Source organism: Xanthobacter sp. 126, assembly GCF_000526175.1.
Taxonomy (GTDB): domain Bacteria; phylum Pseudomonadota; class Alphaproteobacteria; order Rhizobiales; family Xanthobacteraceae; genus Xanthobacter; species Xanthobacter aminoxidans.
Genome location: NZ_JAFO01000001.1, coordinates 5,220,922 through 5,242,869, shown reverse-complemented (window position 1 = coordinate 5,242,869; position 21,948 = coordinate 5,220,922). Strand labels below are relative to the sequence as shown.

Here is a 21,948-nt window from a genome sequence, read left to right as displayed (position 1 = left end):
CCCATCTTAAGGACACACCCGTGACCGATCTGCGCATCGTCATCGCCGGGGCCGGCGGCCGCATGGGCCGCACCCTCATCCGCGCCATCGCCGAGACCGAGGGGCTGAAGCTCGTGGGTGCCCTGGAATATGCCGGCTCCCCCCATCTCGGCGAGGATGCGGGCCTGATGGCGGGCGCGGCTCCGAACGGCGTCACCGTGGAAAGCGACGTCGCTCCGTCGCTGAACGGCGCCGACGTGGTGATCGACTTCTCCACCCCCGCCGCCACGGTGCGCCTCGCCGGCCGCCTCGCCGAGGCCGGGATCGCCCATGTCATCGGCACCACCGGCCTCTCCAACGAGGACAATGCCGCCATCGCCGATGCGGCGCTGCGCACGGTCATCGTCAAGTCCGGCAACATGAGCCTCGGGGTGAACCTGCTCGCCGCTTTGACCCGCCGGGTGGCGGCGACGCTGGGCGACGACTTCGACATCGAGATCGTGGAGATGCATCACAACCGGAAGGTGGATGCCCCTTCGGGAACCGCGCTGCTGCTGGGCGAGGCGGCGGCGGCGGGCCGCAACCGCAGGCTCGATGACTGCTCCGAGCGCGGCCGCGACGGCATCACCGGCCCGCGGGTGAAGGGCAATATCGGCTTTGCCAGCCTGCGCGGCGGCTCCGTGGTGGGCGAGCACATGGTGATCTTCGCCGGCGCCGCCGAGCGCATCGAACTGGTTCACAAGGCCGAGGACCGCACGCTCTTCGCCAACGGCGCGCTTGTCGCCGCCCGTTGGACGAAATGCGGAGAGACCAAGCGGGAGCCGGGGCTCTATTCCATGGCCGACGTGCTCGGCCTCGCCGATTTCTGAGTGTCTGGAGACTTTTCATGTCGGATCGCATCCTCGTCCTCGTCCGTCACGGGCAGAGCGAGTGGAACCTGAAGAACCTTTTCACCGGCTGGCGTGACCCCGACCTCACCGAGCAGGGCGTCGCGGAGGCAAAGCGCGCGGGCGCGCTCCTGAAGGCCGAAGGCCTGAAGTTCGACGTGGCGTTCACCTCGCTCCTCTCCCGCGCCCAGCGCACCCTGTCGCTGGTGCTCGGCGAGATGGGTCAGGAGGGCGTGGAGACGCTGGCCAGCCAGGCGCTGAACGAGCGGGACTACGGCGACCTCTCCGGCCTCAACAAGGATGACGCCCGCGCCAAGTGGGGCGAGGAGCAGGTGCATGTGTGGCGCCGCTCTTACGACATCCCCCCGCCCGGCGGCGAGAGCCTGCGCGATACGGTGGCCCGCACGCTGCCCTATTACAATCAGGAGATCCTACCGCGCGTGCTGCGGGGCGAGACCACGATCGTGACCGCCCACGGCAATTCGCTGCGCGCCCTCATCATGGTGCTGGAGAAGCTGTCTCCCGAAGGCATCATGAAGCGCGAGGTGCTCACCGGCGTGCCGATGGTCTACCGGATGCGCGCCGATTCCACCGTCGAGGACAGGCGCGACCTCGCGATCTGAGGATGGCCCTCTGAGGACGCCTTTGGAGGCGGCCGGTTCGCCGGCCGCTCCCCTCTAAAATGCGCTCAGCTGCGCCGTGCGGCCACGAACCGTGCGGCCTCGGCGAGGATCTCGCCGTGCGCGCCGAACGGGGCAAGGGCGTCCGCCGCTTCCGCCACGAGACGGTCCAGCAGCCGGCGCGCCTCGGGCAGGCCGAGGCGGGAGACCAGCGTCGCCTTGCCGGCGGCGGCATCCTTGCCCACCTTCTTGCCCACCTCTTCCGCCGTGCCTTCCACGTCGAGGATGTCGTCGGCGATCTGGAACGCCGCGCCCAGCGCCCGCCCATAGGCGAGGAGCGCCGCGCGCTGGCCCGCGTCCGCGCCGCCGAGGAGCGCGCCCGCCTCGGCCGAGACGGCGAGCAGGGCGCCGGTCTTCATGGCCTGCAGGTCGCGGATGGCGTCCTCGCCGTGGGCGAGGGGCGTGCCGCCGGAAAAGCGCCCTTCGGCGGCGAGGTCCAGCATCTGCCCGCCCACCATGCCGCCGATGCCCGCCGCCCGCGCCAGCGCGCGCACCAGCGCAATGCGCACCGCCGGATCGGGATGGGCGTCCTCGCCCGCCAGCAGGTCGAAGGCGAGCGTCAGCAGCCCGTCGCCGGCGAGGATGGCGGTCGCCTCGTCATAGGCCTTGTGGACGGTGGGGCGGCCGCGGCGCAGATCGTCGTCGTCCATGGCCGGCAGGTCGTCATGGACGAGGGAATAGCAGTGCGCGCACTCGATGGCGGTGGCGGCGGTGACGGCGGCTTCCGCCGTGAGGCCGAACAGGGCCGCCCCCTCGATCACCAGGAAGGGCCGCAGCCGCTTGCCGCCGCCCAGCGCGCCGTGGCGCATGGCGCCCATCAGGCGCTCCGGCCGCAGCCGTTCGCCGGGCAGCGCCGCATCGCCGAGCGCGGCGGCGAGCCGGGTTTCGGTGATGGCGGCGGCGGCGTCGAGCCGATCCTTGAGGGAAGAGGTCACCGTTTGGCCTAGCGTGGCTGAGAAGGGCAAGGTGGGAACGCCCAAGCGGGGCGCACCGTTGACGGGGGCCACCGGGTGCCCCAACCAGGGGGCAAGGTCAAGCCGCATGGCGGTGGGGAGGGCTGAGGATGATCCGTCTGGTGCTTCGGGTGGTGGTCGTCCTCGCCGTAATCCCGCTGCTGCTCGCCGTCCTCTACAACGTGGTCAATCCGGTCTCGACGCTGATGATCGGCCGCTGGATCACGGGCGAGCGGGTGGAGCGCGTGTGGACGCCCATCGAGAAGATGTCGCCGGCACTGGTGCGCACCGTCATCGCCTCGGAGGATGCCAGCTTCTGCCACAACATCGGCATCGACATCGCCGAGCTGCGGGAGGCCATCGAGAAGGCCGACGATCTGGAGGACACGCGCGGCGCCTCCACCATCCCCATGCAGATCGCCAAGAACCTGTTCCTCTGGCCGGGGCGGGCCCTCATCCGCAAGGCCATCGAGATGCCGCTCGCCATCTGGCTCGATCTGGTGGTGAGCAAAAGGCGGCTGATCGAGATCTATCTCAACATCGCCGAATGGGGGCCGAACGGGGAGTTCGGTGTGCAGGCGGGGGCGGAGCGCGCCTTCGGCGTTCCGGCGGCGCAGGTGGATGCCCGGCAGGCGGCGCTGCTGGCGGTGATGCTGCCCAATCCCCATCGGCGCGATGCCGGCAACCCTACCGCCGGCGTCCAGCGCCTCGCCGCCCGGTTGCAGGCGCGGGTGCCGAAGGAGGGGCCGGAGCTGGTCGCGTGCCTCGGTCCGCTGCGCTGAACCCGCGCGCGGCTTGATTGTTGGCCTAACACGCGCCACATGGGGGACGTCGCGCCGTTCCGGCTGAACCGCCGGGATTGGCGGTACTTTTCTCCTGCCGGCCCGCCTGAATGACCCAATCACAAGCCCCAGTGCCCGCGCCCGCCTCCTCGCCCGCCTCCCGCAAGATGAGTCCGTGGCTCAAGATCGGCCTGGAGATCGGCCCGCTGGTGCTGTTCTTCATCGCCAACGGGCGTGGCGGCATCTATGTGGCGACCGGCGTCTTCATGGTGGCGACGCTGCTGGCGCTCGGCGCCATGTGGGTGCTGGCGCGCCGCATCGCGGTGATGCCGCTGGTGTCGGCGCTGGTGGTCATGGTGTTCGGCGGCCTGACGCTGTGGCTGCAGGACGATCACTTCATCAAGCTGAAGCCGACCATGGTGAATGCCCTGTTCGGCGTGCTGCTGCTGGGCGGGCTCTATTTCAAGAAGCCGCTCCTGCCCTACGTCTTCGACGGGATGGTGAAGCTCACCGAGGAGGGCTGGCGCAAGCTCACCATCCGCTGGGGCATCTTCTTCCTGGTCATGGCGGTGCTGAACGAGATCGTGTGGCGGTCGGTCTCGACCGACACCTGGGTCACCTTCAAGACCTTCGGCTATCTGCCGCTGACCTTCGCCTTCGCCATCGCCCAGGCGCCGCTGATGAGCCGCTACGAGCTGAAGGACGGCTCCGGCGGCAAGTGACGCCGCCCCGAATTTCACGTGGCCGCCGTTGACGGCGACGCGCGATGTCCCCATAAGCCCGAAAGAGGGCGCTCCATGCTGACGAAAAAGGGAAAATACGGTCTCAAGGCGGCGGTGCACCTGGCGCGTCTGCCGCCCGGCGGCTCCACGCAGGTGGCTGATATCGCCGAGGCGAACAATATCCCGAAGAAATTCCTCGACGTGATCCTCGGCGAGCTGCGCAACGCCGGCTTCCTCTCGTCCAAGAAGGGCAAGCTCGGCGGCTACCGGCTCGCCAAGGCGCCGGACGACATCATCGTCGGCGAGATGATCCGCGCCCTCGACGGACCGCTGGCGCCCTTCCCCTGCGCCAGCCGCAACGCCTACGAGCCGTGCGAGGATTGCGACATCGCCACCTGCGAGGTGCGCCTGCTCATGGTGCGGGTGCGCGACGCCATCGGCACGGTGCTCGACACCTACACCCTCGCCCAGATGCGCGACCTCTCCCAGGAGCAGCTCGCCTCCTTCGTCGACTACATCTGAGCCTTTCCCCTCTTCCTCACTGCTGCGCGGCGAGGAAGGTGCGGAAGCGGGCCAGCGCCACGGCGAAGAACAAAGCGCCGATGCCGAAGGTGGCGGCGAAGCGCGGCCACACCGTTTCCAGCCCCGCGCCCCGGTAGAGGATGGCCTGCGCGAAGGCCACGAACTGGGTGGAGGGCGAGGCCTGCATGGCCACCTGCAGCCATTCGGGCATGCTCTCCAGCGGCGTGAACCCGCCCGACAGCATGTTCATGGGCAGCACCACGAGGAAGAACAGCAGCCCGAACTGCGGCATGGACCCGGCCAGCGTGCCGAGGAAGATGCCCAGCGACGCGGTGAAGAACAGATAGAGCGCCGCTCCGGCGAGAAACAGCGGGATCGAGCCCGCGATGGACACGCCCAGCACCCACTTCAGCACCGCGATGAGGCTGACCAAAGTGGCGACGAGGATCACCGCGCCGTTCGCCACCACCTTCGCCAGCATGATCTCGGAGGGACGCACCGGCAGCACGAGCAGATGCTCCAGCGTGCCGTGCTCGCGCTCGCGGATCAGCGCCGCGCCGGCGAGCAGCACCGAGAGCATGGTGATGTTGGTGATGAGGCCCATGGTGCCGGTGAACCAGGAGGATTCCAGCCCCTGGTTGAACGCGGCGCGGATCTGGAGATTGACCGGGCTCGCCACCCCTTCCGAATGACGCAGCACGAAGCGGTTCACCTCGGTCTGGAAGATGGCGGAGATGTCGTTGGCGCCGAGGCCGGCCTGCATCAGCGCCGTGGCGTCGATGAGCAGCTGCACCTCGGGGCTGCGTCCGGCCAGCACGTCCGCCTGGAAGTTGGGCGGGAAATTCAGCACGAAGGTGTAGCGCGCTGCGTCCATCATCGGGTCCACGTCCTGCGGGGCGATGGGCACCGGGCGCTGGAAGGAGGGCGGCAGCAGCGCGTCGAGAATGGCGTTGGAGAGGGCGGAATTGTCCTCGTCCACCACCGCCACGGCGGCGCGGTTGAGATCGTGCTTCATGCCGTTGGCCTGCAGCACGATGGCGACGGTGAAGGCATAGACCACCAGCACCAACAGCGCCCGGTCGCGCCACAGGCCGAGCAGTTCCTTGCCCACCAGCCAGTGGACGTTGGCCAGCGGCAGCCGGCGGGGGGCGGGGGCTTTCGCGGAGGGGGCGGGCGCGGCCATGTCAGGTCTCCTGCTTCCGCAGGATGAGGAAGGCGATGGCCAGCAGCGCCGGCCAGAAGGCGGCGGTGGCCATGACGAACGGCAGAAGCTCGGTGAAGCTCAGCCCCTTGGTGAAAGCGCCCACGCTCACCCGCATGAAATAGGTGGTGGGGAAGAAGGTGCCGAGCACCCATCCCCCGCCCTCCAGCGAGGCCACCGGCTGGAGCATGCCGGAGAACTGGGTGGCGGGCATCATGGTGCCGATGGCGGTGCCGAACAGCGCCGCCACCTGGGTGTTGGTGAGGGTGGAGGAGACGAGCCCGATGGCGGTCGTCGCCAGCACATAGGCGAAGGCCCCCAGCGCCAGCCCGAGGAACGAGCCCTTCAGCGGCACCCCGAACAGGAACAGCGCCATCAGCACCATCACGACGAAGTTGAACAGCGCCACCCCCACATAGGGCGCCTGCTTGCCCAGCAGGAATTCGAGCTTCGTCACCGGCGTGACGTAGAGGTTGGTGATGGAGCCCAGCTCCTTCTCCGTCACCACCCCGAGCGCGGTGAGGATGGCCGGGATGAAGATGAGCATCAGCGCGATGTTGGCCGGCACCATGGCATCGAGGCTGCGGAAGGACTGGTTGTAGCGGTAGCGCATCTCCAGCCCCGCGAAGGCGGAGAAGCTGCGCCCCGCCATCTGCGCCGCATCGGCGAGGAACATGGTGTGCACCGCCTCCACATAGCCCTTGATGGTCTCGGCCCGGAACGGCATGGCGCCGTCGATGGTGACGAGCACTTCCGTCTGCCGGCCGGAGCGCAGATCGGCGCCGAAGTTCGGCGGCAGCTCGATGGCGAAGGCGATGGCGTTGGACTTCAGCCGCTGGTCGAGGTCGTCCGGCGATGCGAGCGGCGGCTGGATGCGGAAATAGGTGGAGTGGGCGAAGCCGTCGATATAGGCGCGGCTTTCCGGCGTCTGGTCGCGGTCGAGCACGGCGAAGCGCAGCTTGTCCACGTCCAGGGTGATGCCGTAGCCGAAGATGATCATCAGGAAGGCGGTGCCGAGCAGCGCGAAGGCGAGGCGCACCGGATCGCGCTTCAGCTCCAGCGTCTCGCGCCAGGCATAGGCGGCGAGGCGGCGGGGCGAGAAGGCGGCAGGCTTTCCCGCCGGCCGTGGCTGGGGCGGGGGCAGGCGGGCCTCGGTGCCGGCGGCGCGGCCGCCCATCTCCATATAGGCGACGAATGCCTCCTCCAGGCTCGCCGCGTGCTGCGCGTCCTTCAGCGCCTGCGGCGTACCGGTGGCGATGACGCGGCCGGCATGCATGAAGGAGATGCGGTCGCAGCGCTCCGCCTCGCCCATGAAGTGGGTGGAGACGAAGATGGTCACGCCCTCATCCCGCGAGAGCCGCTGGAGGTGGTCCCAGAAGCCGTCGCGGGCCACCGGATCGACGCCGGAGGTGGGCTCGTCGAGGATCAGCACCTCCGGTTCGTGCAGCACCGCCACCGCCAGCGACAGGCGCTGGCGCACGCCGAGGGGCAGGCCGTCCGAGAGGTCGTCGAGATGGTCCGTGAGATCGAAGGTGGCGACGAGATCGGCGATGCGCTTGGCCGCCGCGTCCTCCGGCAAGGCGAACAGGCGGGCGTGCAGCTCCAGGTTCTGCCGCACGGTGAGCTCGCCGTAGAGCGAGAAGGCCTGCGACATGTAGCCGACGCGCCGGCGCGTCTCGATATCCTTCGGGTCCACCGGCACGCCGAACAGCAGCGCCTCGCCGGAGCTTGCCGGCAGCAGGCCGGTGAGCATCTTCATGGTGGTGGACTTGCCGCAGCCGTTGGAGCCGAGGAAGCCGAAGATCTCGCCGCGGCGGATGGTGAAGCTCACATCGTCCACCGCCACGAAGTCTCCGAAGCGGCGGGTGAGGCCGCGGGATTCGATGGCCACCGGCGCGTCGGCCGGGATGGCCGCGACCGGGAGCGCGGCTTCGCCGTTGCCGCGCTGGCCTTCCGGGAGCAAAGCGATGAAGGCGCGCTCCAGCGTTGGCTGGCCGGTGCGGGCGAGGTGCTCGGCCGGGCTGCCGTCGGCGAGGATGCGGCCCTGGTCCATTAGCACCACGCGGCCGAAGCGGGCGGCCTCTTCCATGTCGGCGGTGGCGACGAGGAGGGTCAGGTGCGGGCGGTCGGCGCGGATGGTGTCCACGAAGTCCCAGAACTGGCGACGGGAGAGGGGATCGACGCCGGTGGTGGGCTCGTCCAGCAGCAGTAAATCGGGGTCGTGTACCAGCGCGCAGCACAGGCCGAGCTTCTGCTTCATGCCGCCGGAGAGCTTGCGCATGAGCCGGTCGGCGAACGGGTCGAGGCCGGTGGCGGCGAGCAGGGGGGCGACGCGGGCGCCCTTGGCCGCCGCATCCTCGCCGAACAGGCGGGCGAAGAAGGCGATGTTCTCGGCCACCGAGAGGTTGGGATAGAGGTTGCGCCCCAGCCCCTGCGGCATGAAGGCGATGCGCGGCTGCGCCTCTTCCCGCGCCTTGCGCGCGGCGAAGTCCGCGCCCAGCACCTCGACCTTGCCCGTCTGGATGCGCTTTGCCCCGGCGATGAGGCCGAGCAGGGTGGACTTGCCCACTCCATCCGGCCCGACGAGGGCGACGGCGGAGCCTTCCGCGATGGTGATGTCCACCCCGTCCACCGCGCGCGTCTTCCCGTAGGCGTGGTGGATGCCGGCGAGCCGGACGGCGTCCGGGAGTGCCGCCGGAGCGGCCTCGCTCACGGTTTGGCTCCCGTACCCTTCGTTCCCGCTTCTTTCGGCGCATCGGCGGCGTCGCGCACGAGGTCCGAGTCGAGCCACGCGGGCCATTGGGCGGCGGGATCGAGCCGCACGTAGCCGACGCCGGTGACGCCGGTCTTCACATGATCCAGATACTTCTCAACCAGCGGCCGGGCGACGCGGAGCTTCACGCGGAACATCATGCGGTCGCGCTCGCGCTGGGTTTCCACCTGCTTGGGGGTGAACTGGGCGCGGGCCGAGACGAAGGAAACGGCGGCCGGCACGGCGCGGTCCGGCAGCGGCTCCAGCATCAGGCGCGCAGGGGTGCCGAGGCCGATGCGCCCGGCGTCGGCGGCGGGCAGGAAGATGGTCATGTAGACATCGGAAAGGTCGATGAAGGTCAGCACCTTGCCGCCGGCGCCCAGCACCTCGCCCGGCTCGGCGAGGCGGTAGATGACCCGGCCGGACTTGGGGGCGATGAGGGTGCCGTCGGCGACAAGGCGCTTCAGGCGGTCCACTTCGGCTTCGGCGGCGCGGATGGCGCTCTCGCTCGCCGCAAGGCTCGACTGGGCGGCGGCGAGGGCCGCGGCGGCGGTGAGCTTGGTGGTGCGATACTGGTCCACCTTCTGCTCGGTGGCGAAGCCCTTCGCGACCAGCGTCTCCTGCCGCTCCAGCTCCTTGGTGGCGAGGTCCAGCTCGCCCTTGCGCTGCTCCACCACATGGAAGGCGGTGTCGCGGGACTGGCGCGCCTGGGCCGCCTGAGCGTCCGCCGTGCGCAGGGCCGCCTCGAGGTCCGAGACGTCGATGTGCGCGATGACCTGCCCCTGCTTGATGAAGTCGCCTTCCTCGGCGAGCACGTCCAGCAGGCGGCCGGCGGCCTTGGTCGCCACGTCCACCTCGGTGGCCTCGATGCGCCCGTTGCCCTCGGCGAAGCCGGGGGGCAGGGCGCGGCTGCGGTGCGCGAGATACCACGCCCCGGCGCCGCCTGCGGCCGCGAGGGCGACGATGACGGCGAGGATGGCAAGGGAGCGCTTCATAGGGACACCTTCAGGAGGCTGGCACGCCCCCGCGATGCCGGTGGAGGATGGCACTCCCGCGGGGCGTCGGGAACCGTCTCTGCATCATCTCTTTACCGCAGTGCACACGTCCGGCGTTGATTGAGGTCAACGGCTGTTCACTCGCCGTCCACCTGCCGCTGCAAAGCGATGGCGCCGGCCGGGTTGCGCACTTTCGCACCGCCGATGAGGTAGAGGAAGACATCGCGCCTGGCCGCCGTCTTTCCCTTCGCCTTTGCGGGCGCCCCCGCCTGCGGCAGGCCCTCGGGCACGGCGCCGGCCTCCCACGCCTTCGCGGCCTTCGCCCAGCGCGCGAGGTCGGCGGCCCCATAGCCGGTCTCGACCGCCTCGGCGGTCTGCTGGAGGCGGGCATAGGTGAAGTCCGCCGTCAGGTCGGCGATGGCGGGATAGGTCTCGTGGTCGGCAAAGACGATGGCGACGTTGTGCTTGCGGGCCAGCTCGACGAATTCGGGCACGGCGAAGGAGGGGTGCCGCACCTCCAGCGCATGGCGCAGGGCGACCCCTTCGCGCGCCTTCGGCAGCAAGGCGATGAAGGCGGCCATGTCGTCCGGGTCGAACGCTTTCGTCGCCGGGAACTGCCAGTTGATGGGGCCGAGCCGGTCGCCCATCTCCACGATGCCGCTGGTGATGAACTTGCCGACGCTTTCCTCCGCCTCCGCCAGCACGCGGCGCTGGGTGACGTAGCGCGTCGCCTTGAGCGCGAACACGAAGCCGTCCGGCACCTGCCGCGCCCAGTCGGCGCAGGATTTGGCGGAGGGTGTGCGATAGAAGGTGCCGTTGATCTCGATGGTCTTCAGCACGGATGCCGCGTGGGGCAGCTCCTTCGCGTGGGGCAGGCCTTCCGGATAGAAGACGCCGCGCCACGGCTCGAACGTCCAGCCGCCGATGCCGACGCGTATGGCCATCTGATCCTCCTTGCGCGTCCGGCCGTCACGGCAGCGGCAGGACGTGGGAATATTTCACCTGTTCCAGCGCGAAGGAGCTTTCGATGGAGGCGATGCCGTCGAGCCGCGTGAGCTTCTCCTTCAGGAAGCGCTCATAGGCGTCGAGATCGGCCGCCACCACCCGTAAAAGGTAATCGCGCGGGCCGGTCATCAGATAGCATTCCAGCACCTCCGGCCAGCCCCGAATGGCGGCGGAGAATGCATCCAGCGCCTCCTCCTGCTGGCGCTCCAGCTTGATGGAGACGAACACGCTCACCGGCAGCCCGGCCTTGCGCTGGTCCAGCACCGCCGCATAGCGCGAAATCAGCCCCGCCTCCTCCAGCGCCTTCACCCGCCGCAGGCACGGCGAGGGGGAAAGCCCCACCTCCCCGGACAATTCCGCGATGCTCTTGCGCCCATCCGCCTGCAGGACGGCGAGGATCTTCCGGTCGATGGCGTCGAGGCGCATGATCCTGCTCCGTCGGCTGCGTCACACGGCATTTTATGGCGCAGGTCGCGGCAAGGTAAGGCCGATTCGACCGGAAACGCCGCTCCGCCCACGCTACAATCGGTTGCGGCAGGTGCTCCGGCTCGCCCGCTGAAGAAGAAATCGCCGAAGACACACGCCGAGGAAACGCCATGGCCTCCCCCCATTCCGCTTCTCCCGCCCCCCGGACCCCGCCCGCCCCGCCCTCGGCCGCCGATCTCGCGGTGCTCGGCGAACTGGAGAAGAAGGTGCTGTGGCTGGCGAGCTGGATGATCCACAACGCCAATCACCTCAGGCCCGGCACCGACGGCCTGAAGGTCGGCGGCCACCAGGCCTCCTCGGCTTCGCTGGCCGCCATCATGTGCGCGCTCTATTTCCATGTGCTGCGCCCGCAGGACCGGGTGGCGGTTAAGCCCCATGCGAGCCCCATCTTCCACGCCATCCAGTATCTGTTCGGCCGCCAGAGCCGGGAGCGGCTGGAGAATTTCCGCGGCTTCAAGGGCGCGCAATCCTACCCCTCGCGCACCAAGGATGCCGACGACGTGGACTTCTCCACCGGCTCGGTGGGCCTCGGCGTGGCGCAGACCCTGTTCGCCAGCCTCGCGCAGGATTACGTCCACGCCCACGGCCTCGCCGGCGACCGCCCCAAGGGGCGGATGATCGCCCTCGTGGGCGATGCGGAGCTGGACGAGGGGAACGTCTTCGAGGCGCTTCTGGAGGGCTGGAAGCACGAGGTGCGCAACACCTGGTGGATCATCGACTACAACCGCCAGAGCCTCGACGGCGTGGTGCGCGAAGGCCTCTACGAGCGCTTCACCGGCATCTTCGAGGCGATGGGCTGGCAGGTGGTCGTGCTGAAATACGGCACCCTGCAGCAGGCCGCCTTCGCCGAGCCGGGCGGGGAAGCCCTGAAGCGCTGGATCGACACCTGCCCCAACGCCGAATATTCCGCGCTCACCTTTCAGGGCGGTGCTGCTTGGCGCAAGCGCCTGATGGACGACCTCGGCGATCAGGGCGAAGTTTCCGCCCTCATCGCCCGGCGCTCGGACGCCGAGCTGTCCGCGCTGATGACCAATCTCGGCGGCCACGACATCGCCTCCCTCATCGCCGCCTTCGACGCCATCGACCACGACCGGCCGGTGGCGTTCCTGTGCTACACGGTGAAGGGCTTCGGCCTGCCGCTGGCCGGCCACAAGGACAACCACGCCGGCCTCATGACCCCGACCCAGATGGAGGCGCTGCGCGCGTCCATGAACGTCGGGACGGGGCGCGAATGGGAGCCGTTCGAGGGGCTGAAGTGCCCTGAAGGCGATCTGCGCGCCTTCCTCGATCGCGTGCCCTTCGCGCAGGGCGGTCCGCGCCGCTATGCCGACCCCGCGCTCGCCGTGCCCGCGCTCGCCCCGCCGCCCAATCCCAGCATTTCCACCCAGGCTGGCTTCGGCCTCATCCTGCAGGACCTCGCCAAGGGCGAGAGCCCGCTTGCGGACCGCATCGTCACCACCTCGCCTGATGTGACCGTCTCCACCAATTTGGGGCCGTGGGTGAACCGGCGCGGCCTGTTCGCCCACGAGGCGTTGGCCGACGTGTTCCGGCGCGAGCGCATCCCCTCCACCTTCGCCTGGGAGTTCTCGCCCAAGGGCCAGCACATGGAACTCGGCATCGCCGAGATGAACCTGTTCCTGACGCTCTCCGCCTTCGGCCTTTCCCACTCCCTGTTCGGCGCCCGCCTCGTGCCGGTGGGCACGCTCTACGACCCCTTCATCTGCCGCGGGCTCGATGCGCTGAACTATGCCTGCTACCAGGATGCCCGCTTCATCCTCGTCGCGACGCCATCCGGCATCACGCTGGCGCCCGAAGGAGGCGCGCACCAGTCCATCGCCACGCCGCTCATCGGCATGGCGCAGGATGGCCTCGCCGCCTTCGAGCCGGCCTTCGTGGACGAGCTGGCGGTGCTGATGGAATTCGCCTTCGACTATGTGCAGCGCGACGGGGATGGCGCCGCCGACGAGCGCAACTGGCTGCGCGACGAAACCGGCGGCTCGGTCTATTTCCGCCTCTCCACCCGCCCGCTGGAGCAGCCGAAGCGCGTCTTCACCGACGCGCAGAAGCGCGCCATCGTGGACGGCGCCTATTGGCTGCGCGAGCCCGGCCCCAATTGCGATGTGGTGATCGCCGTGCAGGGGGCGGTGACGCCCGAAGCCATCGATGCGATGGCCCTCATCGCCGAGGACCGGCGCGACGTGGGCCTCCTCGCCGTCACCTCCGCCGACCGGCTGAACGCCGGCTGGACGGCGGCCGCCCGCGCCCGCGAGCGCGGTTTTGCCGGGGCGCAGAGCCATGTGGAGCGGCTGCTGTCGGCATTGCCGCGCCATTGCGGGCTCGTGACCGTCATCGACGGGCATCCCGCGACGCTGGGCTGGCTCGGCGCCGTGGCGGGCCACCGGGTGCGGGCGCTGGGGGTGGAGCATTTCGGCCAGACCGGGACGCTCGCCGACCTCTATGCCCATTACGGCCTCGACACCGCCGCCATCATCGCCGCCGCCCAGGGCATCTCCTCCGGCCGGCCGCTGCGGCACCTGAAGGCGGTGTGAGGGTCGCGCCTCGCCCCATGGTGGCGCTGGACTCTGGGGGGTCCCAGCTCCGGCCGCGCAGATCGGTTCATGTTCCCGCGACGGACCTGCGCGCGACCGCTTGTCCTTCGCCCCAACGTCCGCTAGAAGCGCACGACCACGCCACCGGCGTCATGGATTTCCCTCGCGGAACTCCGGCGCCGGCGCTGCGGAGAGGTGGCAGAGTGGTCGAATGCACCGCACTCGAAATGCGGCATACGGGCAACCGTATCGGGGGTTCGAATCCCTCCCTCTCCGCCAGAATCAAGCACTTAGCAGACTTCCACCAGCGGCGGAAGTTTCCCTAGTAAGCGCACAGTAAGCAGATTACGGCATCCGCCTGAGCGTCACCGCCAGGTCATACACGTCATCATCGACGTGCCGGTAGCTGTAGGGCTCTTCGAACGTCCATTCTGCCGCAGCGCCCGACACAGGATGCGCCCACGAAAAGCGCCGCGCTCCGCCCTTCAGATCCTCCTTGTGGAACACCATGAAGTCGGCGATCTGCTCATTCGTCATCCGGAACGTGGCCGTGGCGACATAGGTCTGCACCGTGCTCCTGCGCCGGACAATCGGCGGGCCGCTCTCTGGCTGGAACCGCACCACGTCATCCTGAGACTGTTCGTTCCACTGCCCCCGAAAGGGCTTCTGCGGCAGAGTGGGAGGCCAAGTGACTGCCATGTTTCATCCTTTCTCTACGGTCTGGGGCGCGGTACCGAACTGGCTACGCATCGCGCCATCGGCCCGGCCACTCACGATGTGCTTGTTCACGGCAGAGCCGATCACCATCTGAAGGTTCATCCGCCCGTCCGGCCCTCGGCGCTTCTCCGCCTTCACGTCGGCGCCGGAATAGTTCTCGACATTCACCACGAGGTCGCCGCCCATCGCGGAAGCCATGCCTCCGCCGACGCTGCCGCCCTTGGCGAAGTGGGGGATCTTCCCGGAGTTAAGGGCAGCCAGAAGGGGGGCGAACTTCTTCGCCGACTTGGCGTTCACGACGAACTCGCCATCGGAGAGCATCGCGGGAATGCTGTCCGATGTTGCTGTTCCGGGGCCGGAAATGAGCCCGCCTGTGGCCGCTTTGGTGAAGCTCGCACCCGTGGTGTTGCCGACAGTTCCGCCTTCGGAAAAACCGAAGCCCGTCGAGAAAAGCATCTTGAAGAGCTGCTCCAGTAGCTTCTGCTGGATCATGTCGAGGATGCGGTTCATCAGGTTTTTGAGGGCGTCAGAGAAAGAGTCCGCCGCGCTCTTTCCGCTCTCCATTCCAGAGCGGAGGTCGCTGAAGAAGCTTCCCACCATGCTCTTGATCTCGTTGAGCTGCTCCTGCGCTTCCTTCGTCTTCTCGATCTGCGCAGTCACCTCGGCGTATTTCTTCGCCAGCTCCTCAAGCTTCGCCTTCTGCTCCGGGGTGAGCTTGATGTTGGCCTGCCGAGCTTGTGCTTCGGCTTCCATCATGAAGGTGTATTCGGCCGCCGCCTGCTTCGTCATGGTGAGGGCGTTGCGCTCCACCTCCAGGGCGGTCACGCGCTCCTGCGCCGACTTCACGATTTCGGCGCCCTTGCCGGGCAAGCTGGTGTCGGGGTTCGCCCCCGGCTTCGTCGCAAGGCCCTGAGCGCGTTTCGCCTCCAGTTCGTCCAGGCGCTTTTGGGCTTCCTCCACCCGCTTCAGGTTCGCCTCGGCCGCTGCCGCCATCTCGCCTGTGTTGTCAGCGGGAGCCTTCGTCCCGTACTTGCCAGCCCAGCCGCCGAGGTTCTGCCGCGCGGCCACCGCTTTGGCGTACTCGTACTCCGCCTGCGCGTCGGCGAGCGCCTTCTTGGCATTATCGACATGCTGATCGGCAAGGGACTTCAGGGCCGCCTCGGCACCGGGTACCTTGGCCCTCACATCGGAGATGGCCTTGTCCAGCTCTGCCATGGCCTTCTGATGCGTCTCGGTCGCCTGCTTGGCCTGATCCTGCCGCAGGGCGAGAAGGGCAATGCCTCCGAGCACGGCCGCGATGGCAATCCCGGTCGGCCCGCCGAGGAGCCGCAGGGCGGTGCTCAGGCCAGCGGTCGCCAGCGTCGCCGCCCGCTGCGCCGCCGTCACCGCAACGATGGTGGCCGTGAGGCGAGTGATCTGCGTTCCCGCTGCCACAGCTCCGGCCGCCGCCGATGCGAGCGACGCCACGAGGGGACCGAGCAAGGCGCCGGCGCCAATGGCACCGAGGAGCGCGGCAACGGCAGCGATCTCGGCCTTGTACTTCTCCAGGGCGGTCGCGCCCTCCAGCACCCCGCTCTTGAGAGCCACCTCGATCCGCGTGGCCAGCTCGTCGAACTGCCGCGTGATCTCCTGCGCCTTCTTGCCCACGTCGTCGGAGATGACGATGCCCAGCTCGCGAGCACGCTGGCGCGCCCGACCGAGGGAACCCTCGCCCTGCTCAAGGAGGCGGACGAACTGTTCGCCACCGGTGCCGCCGAAGACTTCATCGGCGATGCGGATTTGTGCCGCCTTCTGGAATCGGCCGAGCTTGGTGATGATCTCTTCGAACAAGGCCGCAGGGTCGGCGAGCTTCTTCTTTAGATCGGCCGCCGTGTACCCGAGGCGTTTGAATGCCTCCTCGCTCGATCCGGCGCCGGTGCGGATGAATTCGTCGGCGCGGAGCTGCATCTCCTTGAGGCCGTCCGTCAGGGCATCAACGCCCACCCGGCTCTGCTCGGCTGCGTACTTCAACTCCTGAAAGGCGCCGAAGGACACTCCCGCCTTCTGCGCTTCTGCGGCGAGGTCTGCCACCGATGTGGCCGCGCCTTTGAGCGTGGCGACGATGCCGGCAAGGCCACCGCCCGCAATGATGCCCGCACCACCAAGCGTGGCGAACACCGCCTCGATGGACGTTCCCGCGCCGGAGAATGCCGATTTCAGGTTCGATGCAGACGCCTGCGCGCGCTTCTCGATGGCGTTGAACCGCGAATTGGCTGTGCGCTGCGCCTTGTCGAAATTCTTCTCAAAGTCCCGGATGCGCGCCTCAAGGGCTACGACAAGCCGCTCGTCTTCATTGGCCATTGAGCCACCTCATGAGTTCGTCGGTTCCCTGGGCATCATCGAAACCGGAGCCGCCTGCATCTCCCGCTGCCGCCCGCGCCACCGCCATCGCGCAGGCCACGGCGCCGTCGATGCGGTCCCGGCTCTTGCCCTTGTGAAACATCCTGTTGCCGGCCGGATCGGTGTGGACGGCGATGTTCTCGAAATTCCAGCGCAGCACCGGGTGCCCGCCATGAGCGAGGCGCCGGCCCACAATGGCGCGCTCCAACTCCTTCACCGCGGGCGCCATCGTGACCCATCCCTGCCGCATCTCCACCGCGGGCAATCCCTCTTCCAAGAGGGTGTTCAGGCTGTTGCGCGCGAGGTGTGGATCAAAGGCGATCTCCTGCACCCGGAAGCGGGCGCATAGATCGCGGATGGCATTTTCCACATGGCGGAAGTCCACCACGTTGCCGGGCGTCGGCACGATGAAGCCTTCGCTCGCCCACGAGGGATAGGGCACTCCATCCCGGTCGGCGCGCTCCCTGAGGTTGTCCTCCGGACAGAAGAACCACGGATGCACGATGAAGCCGTCGTCGGCGTCGCGCCAAGCCGCCACCACGGCCGTCAGGTCGCGGTTGGAAGAGAGGTCCACCCCGAGCCAGCACGGTTCGCCCTCCAGGGCGCCGAGGTCCACCTCGCCATTCCCCTCATCATAGACGTCCATCTCGACAAAGGGCTCGGCGGAATGGTCCAGCCAGACGTTGAGGTTGAGCTGGCGGAATGCCTCCCGATCGCCGATGCGCCGCTCGCCCTCGCGCGCAAGCTGCCGCAGTCCTTCAAGGTCGGGGTAGCCGTGGGCGAGGCCGGGGTTCACCCGATGCCACACCTGTTCGTCGTGCCAGTCCTCATCCTTCCCGGCCTCGAAGAGCACGGGAAGAATCGACGGATCGTCCACCTCGCCACGGGCCACCTTGCGGGCGTCCTCCACAATGTCGTGGGCGATGTTCTCTTGCCCCCGGCCGGCCGTGGTGGCGACGATCAGGAGCGAGCCCTTCACCTTCACGAGGCCGGATTTCAGCACGTCCCAAAGGTCGCGCTTCTTCCAGGCGTGCAGTTCGTCGGCGAGGACGAACACGGGCGTGCGTCCGTGCTGCGTCCCGGCATCGCAGGAGATGGCCTCATAGAAGCTGCCCCACTTCTTGCTCGTGATCCGGTTGCGGTAGTCCTGCAAGGAGGTCACGGCGCCGAGGCGCTTGTCGCAGCGGATGATGCCAAGGGCTTCGGTATAGCCGAGGCGGGCCTGCTTTCGATCTGCCGCCGCGCTGATGACTTCGCCACCGGGGACACGCTCCGGTCCGAGGGCGTGCAGGAGCGCGAGGGCCGCGGCAAGGGAGGTCTTCCGATTGCCGCGCGGCAGGAGCAACACCACCGTCTTCACGATGCGCGAGCCGTCCGGATGCCGCGGGCCATAGATGCGGCGCACGATGCGCTCTTGCCAGAAGTCCAATTGAAACGGCTGGCCCGGCGCCGGGTTCTTCGGATGCTTCAGGGCGCGCAGAAACCTCACCGCCCGGTCGCCATGGCCGAGCGGGTCGGGGATATCCGATCCATCAAAGATCCAGGCCGGATGCGTCTTCGGAATCATCTCGGTCCCTCATAGCCGGCCGGCTGCGGCTCACCGGCGTCAAGCCCAGTTCGCTGCCGAGCTGGCGCATCTGCGTCATGGCGTCGTGGCGGATGCTCACTGCGGGGTGCTTCTTCGGACCTTGAGGCCCGCGATAGGTGAAGCCCTCGGCCTCCAGGATGGAGGTCGCCTCCTGCACCTGCGCTACCGCCGCGCAATAGGCTGCGAGCGTCGGCAAGTCGGCCGTGGTGAGGGTGCGCCGCTCATCCACGAGGATCGGGCATACCCGCTTCCATTCGGCCTTTCCGGCCTTCGGGAGCCATGCGGGCGGGGAGGGTGCCTTCATCACCGGCGAAGAGCCGGGTTCGATGGTGGCTGGCTTGCGTCCTCTCATTGGGCGTTCCTCGCCACGGTGCGGATTTCAAGGCCCTTGCGCCGGCCGATCTCCTTCACCTCCTTGATGTCGTGCGCCACGTCGCCGTAGAGCACGCGGTCGCGCACCGTCACGCCATCCAGGTAGTGGGTGCGGAAGATCACGGCCGCGTCGCCCTGAATGCCTGCGCCCTGAAGAAACTCGGTGGTGCTTGCCTGCACCAGCGCGGCGCGCATGGTCGCGAGCGTAGCCCATGTGGTGGTGACAACTCCGAAGGCGTCCCGCGCCTCGGTCGCGCGCTGAATGACGATGTTGCGATCTAGGGTGCCGGCTCTCATGTCGCCACCTCCATGAGGCAGTCCACCGTCATCACGCCGTGCGCCGTCTCGCCGTCCGGGTCGCGCAGGAATCGGGTGTCGCTCACCACCGTGGAAATGGCATGGTGCCCGTCCTCAAGGTCCACCAGAGGCGAACCTTCCACCGCCGCGGTGACGGCGCCGGCAATGGTGCGTGCCGAGGGCGCGCTCTTCGTCCAGATGTGCAGCGTGGCATAGATGCGCCGGTGTCGCGCCTCCAGCGTCAACGGCTCGCGCACCACCTGCCCCTCGCCCAGCACAATCGAGGGGAAGCGCTGGGGGATGCCGAAGCCGTCCACCATATTCGCAGCGGGCACCAGCGCCGTCACGTCGGCCGTGGCGGCGAGGCGGGCGAGGAGTGCCTTCTGCAATGCAAGGTCGGGGCTCACGGTCTGCTCACTACTTTCTCTGTTCCACGCTTTGACATGGCCGCCCTGAATTTTTCGCCGAGGGAAACCTTGGGGCCTTCTTCCGCCTTGCCGTCGTTGCTGCCGAAGATGGCTTTCAACATGTCCATGCGCCCGCGGTAGGCCTCTTCAATGTCGGCCATGTCCGCCATGTAAGCGTCATCCGGCCGCCACCCGAGCCATCCCGTCGCCACCCTGAAAAGCCAGGCGTGGTAATCGCGATGGCTCACGCGCCGAAAGGGCCGGAGGGCTTCTCCTCCTCCTTGGGCAGGGGCTTGCCGCCATTGGCGAGGATGCCGACGAACCGGATAAGATGGGGCGCAAGCTCCACCATCCCGGTCTCGTACACCTCTTCGGCGGATTGCTCCCACTCGTCTGAGGTGCGCGCGAGGCCGTGGTGAACTACTGCCGTGCATGCCTCCAGATCGTACTTCGCCACCTGCTCAAGGAGCGCGGCGAAGTCTTTATGGCTGCGGCACAGAGCGACTGCTGCGCCCAGCGAAGGCACCAACGTCACCTGAGTGCCCCCAAGGATAACGGGAACGTGCCCTTCCATCATCACGCTTCTTCCGCGACTTCTTCGAGGATGGCCGAGTTGATCGCAAGGCTGAACGTGACCTTCACGATATTATCGACAGTTCCGAAGCTATTCTTCGCGCTCATGACAAGGGCGCGGAAGAAGTATGTGGTGGGGGTGCCTCCGACAGGGGCGTCGTTCACGACGACCTTGAAGTTGTAGGCGTCCTTCACCTTCTCCGCAGCCAGAGCCGCAACCTGCCCTGCGTCGAGAGGGTCACGGCCGCAAACGAGCTCCAGAACGCCCGCGTCGCGGGTGCCCTTGTAGCGGCGCTTCCGGCTATCCCCGATGGAGGTGAACTCCACCTCAGAGCTTTCGTCGCCGAACTCGCCGAGGTCTTCCACCTCCTTGATCTCGGTGTAGCTGTCAGCCTGAAAAGCCGTCAGGTTCGCAGCTTCGGTGGTGGTGCCGATGTAGATCTTCGCACCGGCCGTGGTAGATGCAGTCATAACTTACCTCGCGTTCTTTACTGCTTTGGAGACGGCGCGCTTGATGCGGCCGGTGAGCTTCTTCCTGTTGAGCCGAACCGCAGGCCAGAAGAACGGCTGCGCCTCGGCCTTCGTGGTTCCGTACTCGACAAGGTGGGCGTAGCGGACGGACGTGTTTCCGGCCGTCACCATGACGGCGTTCTCAGGCACCACCTGCTCGCCACCGGGCTGGGAGTAGGGGGGTGTCTTCTGCCCAGCCGGCGTAACGGCGATGCTGCGGATCAGGTCGCCGGTGTCGCGGGAGCGCTCCGCCAGGCGCTTCATGTCCCCGGCAAGCTCTCCGCCGGCCTTCTGCAAGGCAGGCTGCACCGCCTCCTTGACCGCCTTCGGGATGGCCTGTAGCCGCCGGTTGAGGCTGGCGAGGCCGTTGGTGTCAGCCTTCGCCATCGTAGAACGCCCACTTCCGGTGGGGTCCGATCAGCTCGAAAAAGCCCATCGGAACCTCAGTTGCAGAGCCCGAGAAGGTGCTGGCCTCCCGGTTTTCGTAGAGATGGCCCGCGTACATCTTCACGGCGTGGACAAGGGCGGGCGGAAAGTCCCCACCCTCGTAGTTGTTGAAGGGGCCGCACCAGCCTTCCACCACCCCGCGGGCGGCGTCGAGATAGGCAGCCAGCAAGGCGTCGTCGTCCGACGTGGTGATGTTCAAATGCGCCTTGAGGTCGGGCGTATCGACAATCTGGTCAGTCGAGTATGCCATCACTGAACCTTATAAGTTCGGCGCTTATCATCACTGAAAAGCATGAATTGGGCTCGATCTCGCGCGATGGACCCCCGCCGGTCCCAAGCCGAGCATGGGAAGTCGGAAACCACCCCCCGGTACCCCCTGCGCTTCGTCATCCGCGACGCTCCAGGCTCTGCTTCCACCGGTCGTGGCAGGGACGGCAGAGGGCCTGCCAGTTGCCCCGGTCCCAGAAGCGCTTCATGTCCCCGCGATGGGGCACCTTGTGATCCACGACGGTCGCCGGGCTGGGGCAGCGCACACAGGTCGGGTTCGCCTTCAGGTACGCCGCACGCTCCACATCCCACTTGGTGCTGTACCCACGCTCCCGAGCCGAGGGTCTGCGCTTGTCCGCTTCGGCCTTCCGCCTGCGCTCGCACGGGCACCGCTCGCCGGAGGCGATGCGATAGCCGCAGCCGCAGATGCGAGGGGCGCGCACGGGCATGGCTCACTCCACCGTCCAGACGGTGCAAGTCGTGGTGGACTTGATGCGGCGAGGGCGATGCATGGCAATGTAGCCGGCCATGACAGTCAGGCTCACGACTCCACCGTCCGCATTGTCCACGGGCACATAGGCCAGCGTCCCGTCAGTGGTGCAGAGCACCGTCTTCGGGATGGGGTCCAGGTCCACGTCGGATCCGGAGGGCGTCACGTTGCGGGCCTTCCTGCCGAGGTTCGTGGCCGCGTCGAATTCGTCTGCGTGCGGGTCCATGCCCGTGTTCTCCTAGGTGGTGGGGGAGGAGCCCCATTGAGGCCCCTCCCTTGGTCCCGTGGTTCCGGGTCCGGTGAGTCCTTGGCGGGATGGAGACCGCTGGTGCTCGCGACCGTGCCCGCCTTGTCCCCCCATGAAACCGACTGCTCGGTGGGCGCCGGG

General features: G+C 67.9%; 23 protein-coding genes, 1 tRNA gene and 2 pseudogenes. 7 read left to right on the top strand and 19 right to left on the bottom strand.

Going from position 1 to position 21,948, the window contains the following annotated elements; all coding sequences use genetic code 11:
- Positions 1-20: 20 nt before the first annotated feature.
- On the top strand, positions 21-848 hold the full coding sequence (dapB, locus tag XAN126_RS0124790) for a 4-hydroxy-tetrahydrodipicolinate reductase (RefSeq protein WP_024281244.1): 828 nt from the start codon (positions 21-23) through the stop codon (positions 846-848).
- Between the two features lie 17 nt (positions 849-865).
- A complete protein-coding gene (locus XAN126_RS0124785; protein ID WP_024281243.1) occupies positions 866-1,489 on the top strand; it encodes a 2,3-bisphosphoglycerate-dependent phosphoglycerate mutase in 624 nt (207 codons plus the stop codon).
- A 65-nt stretch (positions 1,490-1,554) separates the two neighbouring features.
- On the opposite strand, the gene XAN126_RS0124780 is transcribed toward XAN126_RS0124785, so the two are convergent.
- Positions 1,555-2,481 (bottom strand): polyprenyl synthetase family protein, encoded by a 927-nt coding sequence (locus XAN126_RS0124780; RefSeq protein ID WP_024281242.1) that lies wholly within the window; start codon positions 2,479-2,481, stop codon positions 1,555-1,557.
- 128 nt (positions 2,482-2,609) lie between these two features.
- Between XAN126_RS0124780 and XAN126_RS0124775 the strand changes: the two genes are divergently transcribed.
- The 3 genes from XAN126_RS0124775 (at position 2,610) to XAN126_RS0124765 (ending at position 4,525) form a co-directional block, all read left to right on the top strand.
- On the top strand, positions 2,610-3,281 hold the full coding sequence (locus tag XAN126_RS0124775) for a biosynthetic peptidoglycan transglycosylase (protein ID WP_029877718.1): 672 nt from the start codon (positions 2,610-2,612) through the stop codon (positions 3,279-3,281).
- A gap of 110 nt (positions 3,282-3,391) precedes the next feature.
- The gene (locus tag XAN126_RS0124770; RefSeq protein WP_024281240.1) at positions 3,392-4,003 is read left to right on the top strand and encodes a septation protein A; all 612 of its coding nucleotides are present in this window, start codon (positions 3,392-3,394) and stop codon (positions 4,001-4,003) included.
- Between the two features lie 75 nt (positions 4,004-4,078).
- The gene (locus XAN126_RS0124765) at positions 4,079-4,525 is read left to right on the top strand and encodes an Rrf2 family transcriptional regulator (protein WP_024281239.1); all 447 of its coding nucleotides are present in this window, start codon (positions 4,079-4,081) and stop codon (positions 4,523-4,525) included.
- Between the two features lie 16 nt (positions 4,526-4,541).
- Here XAN126_RS0124765 and XAN126_RS0124760 read toward each other — a convergent pair whose 3' ends face one another.
- The 5 genes from XAN126_RS0124760 to XAN126_RS0124740 form a co-directional block, all read right to left on the bottom strand.
- On the bottom strand, positions 4,542-5,708 hold the full coding sequence (locus XAN126_RS0124760; protein ID WP_024281238.1) for an ABC transporter permease: 1,167 nt from the start codon (positions 5,706-5,708) through the stop codon (positions 4,542-4,544).
- A gap of 1 nt (position 5,709) precedes the next feature.
- Positions 5,710-8,439 (bottom strand): ribosome-associated ATPase/putative transporter RbbA, encoded by a 2,730-nt coding sequence (rbbA, locus tag XAN126_RS0124755; protein WP_024281237.1) that lies wholly within the window; start codon positions 8,437-8,439, stop codon positions 5,710-5,712.
- The gene (locus XAN126_RS0124750; RefSeq protein WP_024281236.1) at positions 8,436-9,473 is read right to left on the bottom strand and encodes an HlyD family efflux transporter periplasmic adaptor subunit; all 1,038 of its coding nucleotides are present in this window, start codon (positions 9,471-9,473) and stop codon (positions 8,436-8,438) included. The genes rbbA and XAN126_RS0124750 overlap by 4 nt, the downstream gene beginning before the upstream one ends.
- Positions 9,474-9,610: 137 nt before the next feature.
- The gene (locus XAN126_RS0124745) at positions 9,611-10,417 is read right to left on the bottom strand and encodes a DUF72 domain-containing protein (RefSeq protein WP_024281235.1); all 807 of its coding nucleotides are present in this window, start codon (positions 10,415-10,417) and stop codon (positions 9,611-9,613) included.
- 25 nt (positions 10,418-10,442) lie between these two features.
- Positions 10,443-10,907 (bottom strand): Lrp/AsnC family transcriptional regulator, encoded by a 465-nt coding sequence (locus tag XAN126_RS0124740; protein WP_024281234.1) that lies wholly within the window; start codon positions 10,905-10,907, stop codon positions 10,443-10,445.
- A 167-nt stretch (positions 10,908-11,074) separates the two neighbouring features.
- Between XAN126_RS0124740 and XAN126_RS0124735 the strand changes: the two genes are divergently transcribed.
- Both XAN126_RS0124735 and XAN126_RS0124730 read left to right on the top strand, forming a co-directional pair.
- Positions 11,075-13,513, top strand: coding sequence for a 1-deoxy-D-xylulose-5-phosphate synthase N-terminal domain-containing protein (locus tag XAN126_RS0124735; RefSeq protein ID WP_024281233.1), 2,439 nt, complete (start codon positions 11,075-11,077; stop codon positions 13,511-13,513).
- Positions 13,514-13,702: 189 nt separating this feature from the next.
- Positions 13,703-13,792 (top strand) — tRNA-Ser (locus XAN126_RS0124730).
- 66 nt (positions 13,793-13,858) lie between these two features.
- On the opposite strand, the gene XAN126_RS0124725 is transcribed toward XAN126_RS0124730, so the two are convergent.
- The 13 genes and pseudogenes from XAN126_RS0124725 to XAN126_RS0124665 form a co-directional block, all read right to left on the bottom strand.
- A complete protein-coding gene (locus tag XAN126_RS0124725; protein ID WP_024281232.1) occupies positions 13,859-14,212 on the bottom strand; it encodes a hypothetical protein in 354 nt (117 codons plus the stop codon).
- A 3-nt stretch (positions 14,213-14,215) separates the two neighbouring features.
- Positions 14,216-16,570 (bottom strand): hypothetical protein, encoded by a 2,355-nt coding sequence (locus XAN126_RS27410; protein WP_024281231.1) that lies wholly within the window; start codon positions 16,568-16,570, stop codon positions 14,216-14,218.
- Positions 16,560-18,189, bottom strand: a pseudogene (locus XAN126_RS0124715) (terminase TerL endonuclease subunit). Before XAN126_RS0124715 ends, XAN126_RS27410 begins: the two are co-directional and overlap by 11 nt.
- A gap of 36 nt (positions 18,190-18,225) precedes the next feature.
- A pseudogene (locus tag XAN126_RS0124710) lies at positions 18,226-18,501 on the bottom strand (phage terminase small subunit P27 family); the annotation flags it as partial.
- Positions 18,502-18,545: 44 nt separating this feature from the next.
- Complete coding sequence (locus XAN126_RS0124705) at positions 18,546-18,866, bottom strand: phage head closure protein (protein WP_024281228.1); 321 nt, start codon at positions 18,864-18,866, stop codon at positions 18,546-18,548.
- The gene (locus tag XAN126_RS0124700; protein WP_024281227.1) at positions 18,863-19,273 is read right to left on the bottom strand and encodes a DUF3168 domain-containing protein; all 411 of its coding nucleotides are present in this window, start codon (positions 19,271-19,273) and stop codon (positions 18,863-18,865) included. The genes XAN126_RS0124705 and XAN126_RS0124700 overlap by 4 nt, the downstream gene beginning before the upstream one ends.
- Entirely contained in the window at positions 19,270-19,443 is a 174-nt protein-coding gene (locus XAN126_RS0124695; RefSeq protein ID WP_155982400.1) for a hypothetical protein, read from the bottom strand. Before XAN126_RS0124695 ends, XAN126_RS0124700 begins: the two co-directional genes overlap by 4 nt.
- Positions 19,444-19,517: 74 nt before the next feature.
- On the bottom strand, positions 19,518-19,808 hold the full coding sequence (locus XAN126_RS0124690) for a hypothetical protein (RefSeq protein WP_155982399.1): 291 nt from the start codon (positions 19,806-19,808) through the stop codon (positions 19,518-19,520).
- A 41-nt stretch (positions 19,809-19,849) separates the two neighbouring features.
- On the bottom strand, positions 19,850-20,317 hold the full coding sequence (locus tag XAN126_RS0124685) for a hypothetical protein (protein WP_024281224.1): 468 nt from the start codon (positions 20,315-20,317) through the stop codon (positions 19,850-19,852).
- 3 nt (positions 20,318-20,320) lie between these two features.
- Positions 20,321-20,743: an HK97-gp10 family putative phage morphogenesis protein gene (locus XAN126_RS0124680; RefSeq protein WP_024281223.1), complete on the bottom strand. Its 423-nt coding sequence runs from the start codon at positions 20,741-20,743 to the stop codon at positions 20,321-20,323.
- Positions 20,730-21,053: a head-tail connector protein gene (locus XAN126_RS0124675; RefSeq protein ID WP_029877715.1), complete on the bottom strand. Its 324-nt coding sequence runs from the start codon at positions 21,051-21,053 to the stop codon at positions 20,730-20,732. Before XAN126_RS0124675 ends, XAN126_RS0124680 begins: the two co-directional genes overlap by 14 nt.
- 136 nt (positions 21,054-21,189) lie before the next feature.
- A complete protein-coding gene (locus tag XAN126_RS0124670; protein ID WP_024281221.1) occupies positions 21,190-21,519 on the bottom strand; it encodes an HNH endonuclease signature motif containing protein in 330 nt (109 codons plus the stop codon).
- A gap of 3 nt (positions 21,520-21,522) precedes the next feature.
- Positions 21,523-21,786: a hypothetical protein gene (locus tag XAN126_RS0124665; RefSeq protein WP_024281220.1), complete on the bottom strand. Its 264-nt coding sequence runs from the start codon at positions 21,784-21,786 to the stop codon at positions 21,523-21,525.
- Between the last annotated feature and the right edge of the window lie 162 nt (positions 21,787-21,948).

What these genes read in the sequence shown, in the direction of transcription:
- XAN126_RS0124785 (WP_024281243.1), top strand. Translation starts at nt 866, where the DNA reads ATGTCGGATCGCATCCTCGTCCTCGTCCGTCACGGGCAGAGCGAGTGG.
- XAN126_RS0124775 (WP_029877718.1), top strand. Translation starts at nt 2,610, where the DNA reads ATGATCCGTCTGGTGCTTCGGGTGGTGGTCGTCCTCGCCGTAATCCCG.
- XAN126_RS0124770 (WP_024281240.1), top strand. Translation starts at nt 3,392, where the DNA reads ATGACCCAATCACAAGCCCCAGTGCCCGCGCCCGCCTCCTCGCCCGCC.
- XAN126_RS0124765 (WP_024281239.1), top strand. Translation starts at nt 4,079, where the DNA reads ATGCTGACGAAAAAGGGAAAATACGGTCTCAAGGCGGCGGTGCACCTG.
- XAN126_RS0124760 (WP_024281238.1), bottom strand. Translation starts at nt 5,708, where the DNA reads ATGGCCGCGCCCGCCCCCTCCGCGAAAGCCCCCGCCCCCCGCCGGCTG.
- XAN126_RS0124750 (WP_024281236.1), bottom strand. Translation starts at nt 9,473, where the DNA reads ATGAAGCGCTCCCTTGCCATCCTCGCCGTCATCGTCGCCCTCGCGGCC.
- XAN126_RS0124745 (WP_024281235.1), bottom strand. Translation starts at nt 10,417, where the DNA reads ATGGCCATACGCGTCGGCATCGGCGGCTGGACGTTCGAGCCGTGGCGC.
- XAN126_RS0124735 (WP_024281233.1), top strand. Translation starts at nt 11,075, where the DNA reads ATGGCCTCCCCCCATTCCGCTTCTCCCGCCCCCCGGACCCCGCCCGCC.
- XAN126_RS0124725 (WP_024281232.1), bottom strand. Translation starts at nt 14,212, where the DNA reads ATGGCAGTCACTTGGCCTCCCACTCTGCCGCAGAAGCCCTTTCGGGGG.
- XAN126_RS27410 (WP_024281231.1), bottom strand. Translation starts at nt 16,570, where the DNA reads ATGGCCAATGAAGACGAGCGGCTTGTCGTAGCCCTTGAGGCGCGCATC.
- XAN126_RS0124705 (WP_024281228.1), bottom strand. Translation starts at nt 18,866, where the DNA reads ATGAGAGCCGGCACCCTAGATCGCAACATCGTCATTCAGCGCGCGACC.
- XAN126_RS0124695 (WP_155982400.1), bottom strand. Translation starts at nt 19,443, where the DNA reads ATGGCGGACATGGCCGACATTGAAGAGGCCTACCGCGGGCGCATGGAC.
- XAN126_RS0124685 (WP_024281224.1), bottom strand. Translation starts at nt 20,317, where the DNA reads ATGACTGCATCTACCACGGCCGGTGCGAAGATCTACATCGGCACCACC.
- XAN126_RS0124680 (WP_024281223.1), bottom strand. Translation starts at nt 20,743, where the DNA reads ATGGCGAAGGCTGACACCAACGGCCTCGCCAGCCTCAACCGGCGGCTA.
- XAN126_RS0124675 (WP_029877715.1), bottom strand. Translation starts at nt 21,053, where the DNA reads ATGGCATACTCGACTGACCAGATTGTCGATACGCCCGACCTCAAGGCG.
- XAN126_RS0124670 (WP_024281221.1), bottom strand. Translation starts at nt 21,519, where the DNA reads ATGCCCGTGCGCGCCCCTCGCATCTGCGGCTGCGGCTATCGCATCGCC.
- XAN126_RS0124665 (WP_024281220.1), bottom strand. Translation starts at nt 21,786, where the DNA reads ATGGACCCGCACGCAGACGAATTCGACGCGGCCACGAACCTCGGCAGG.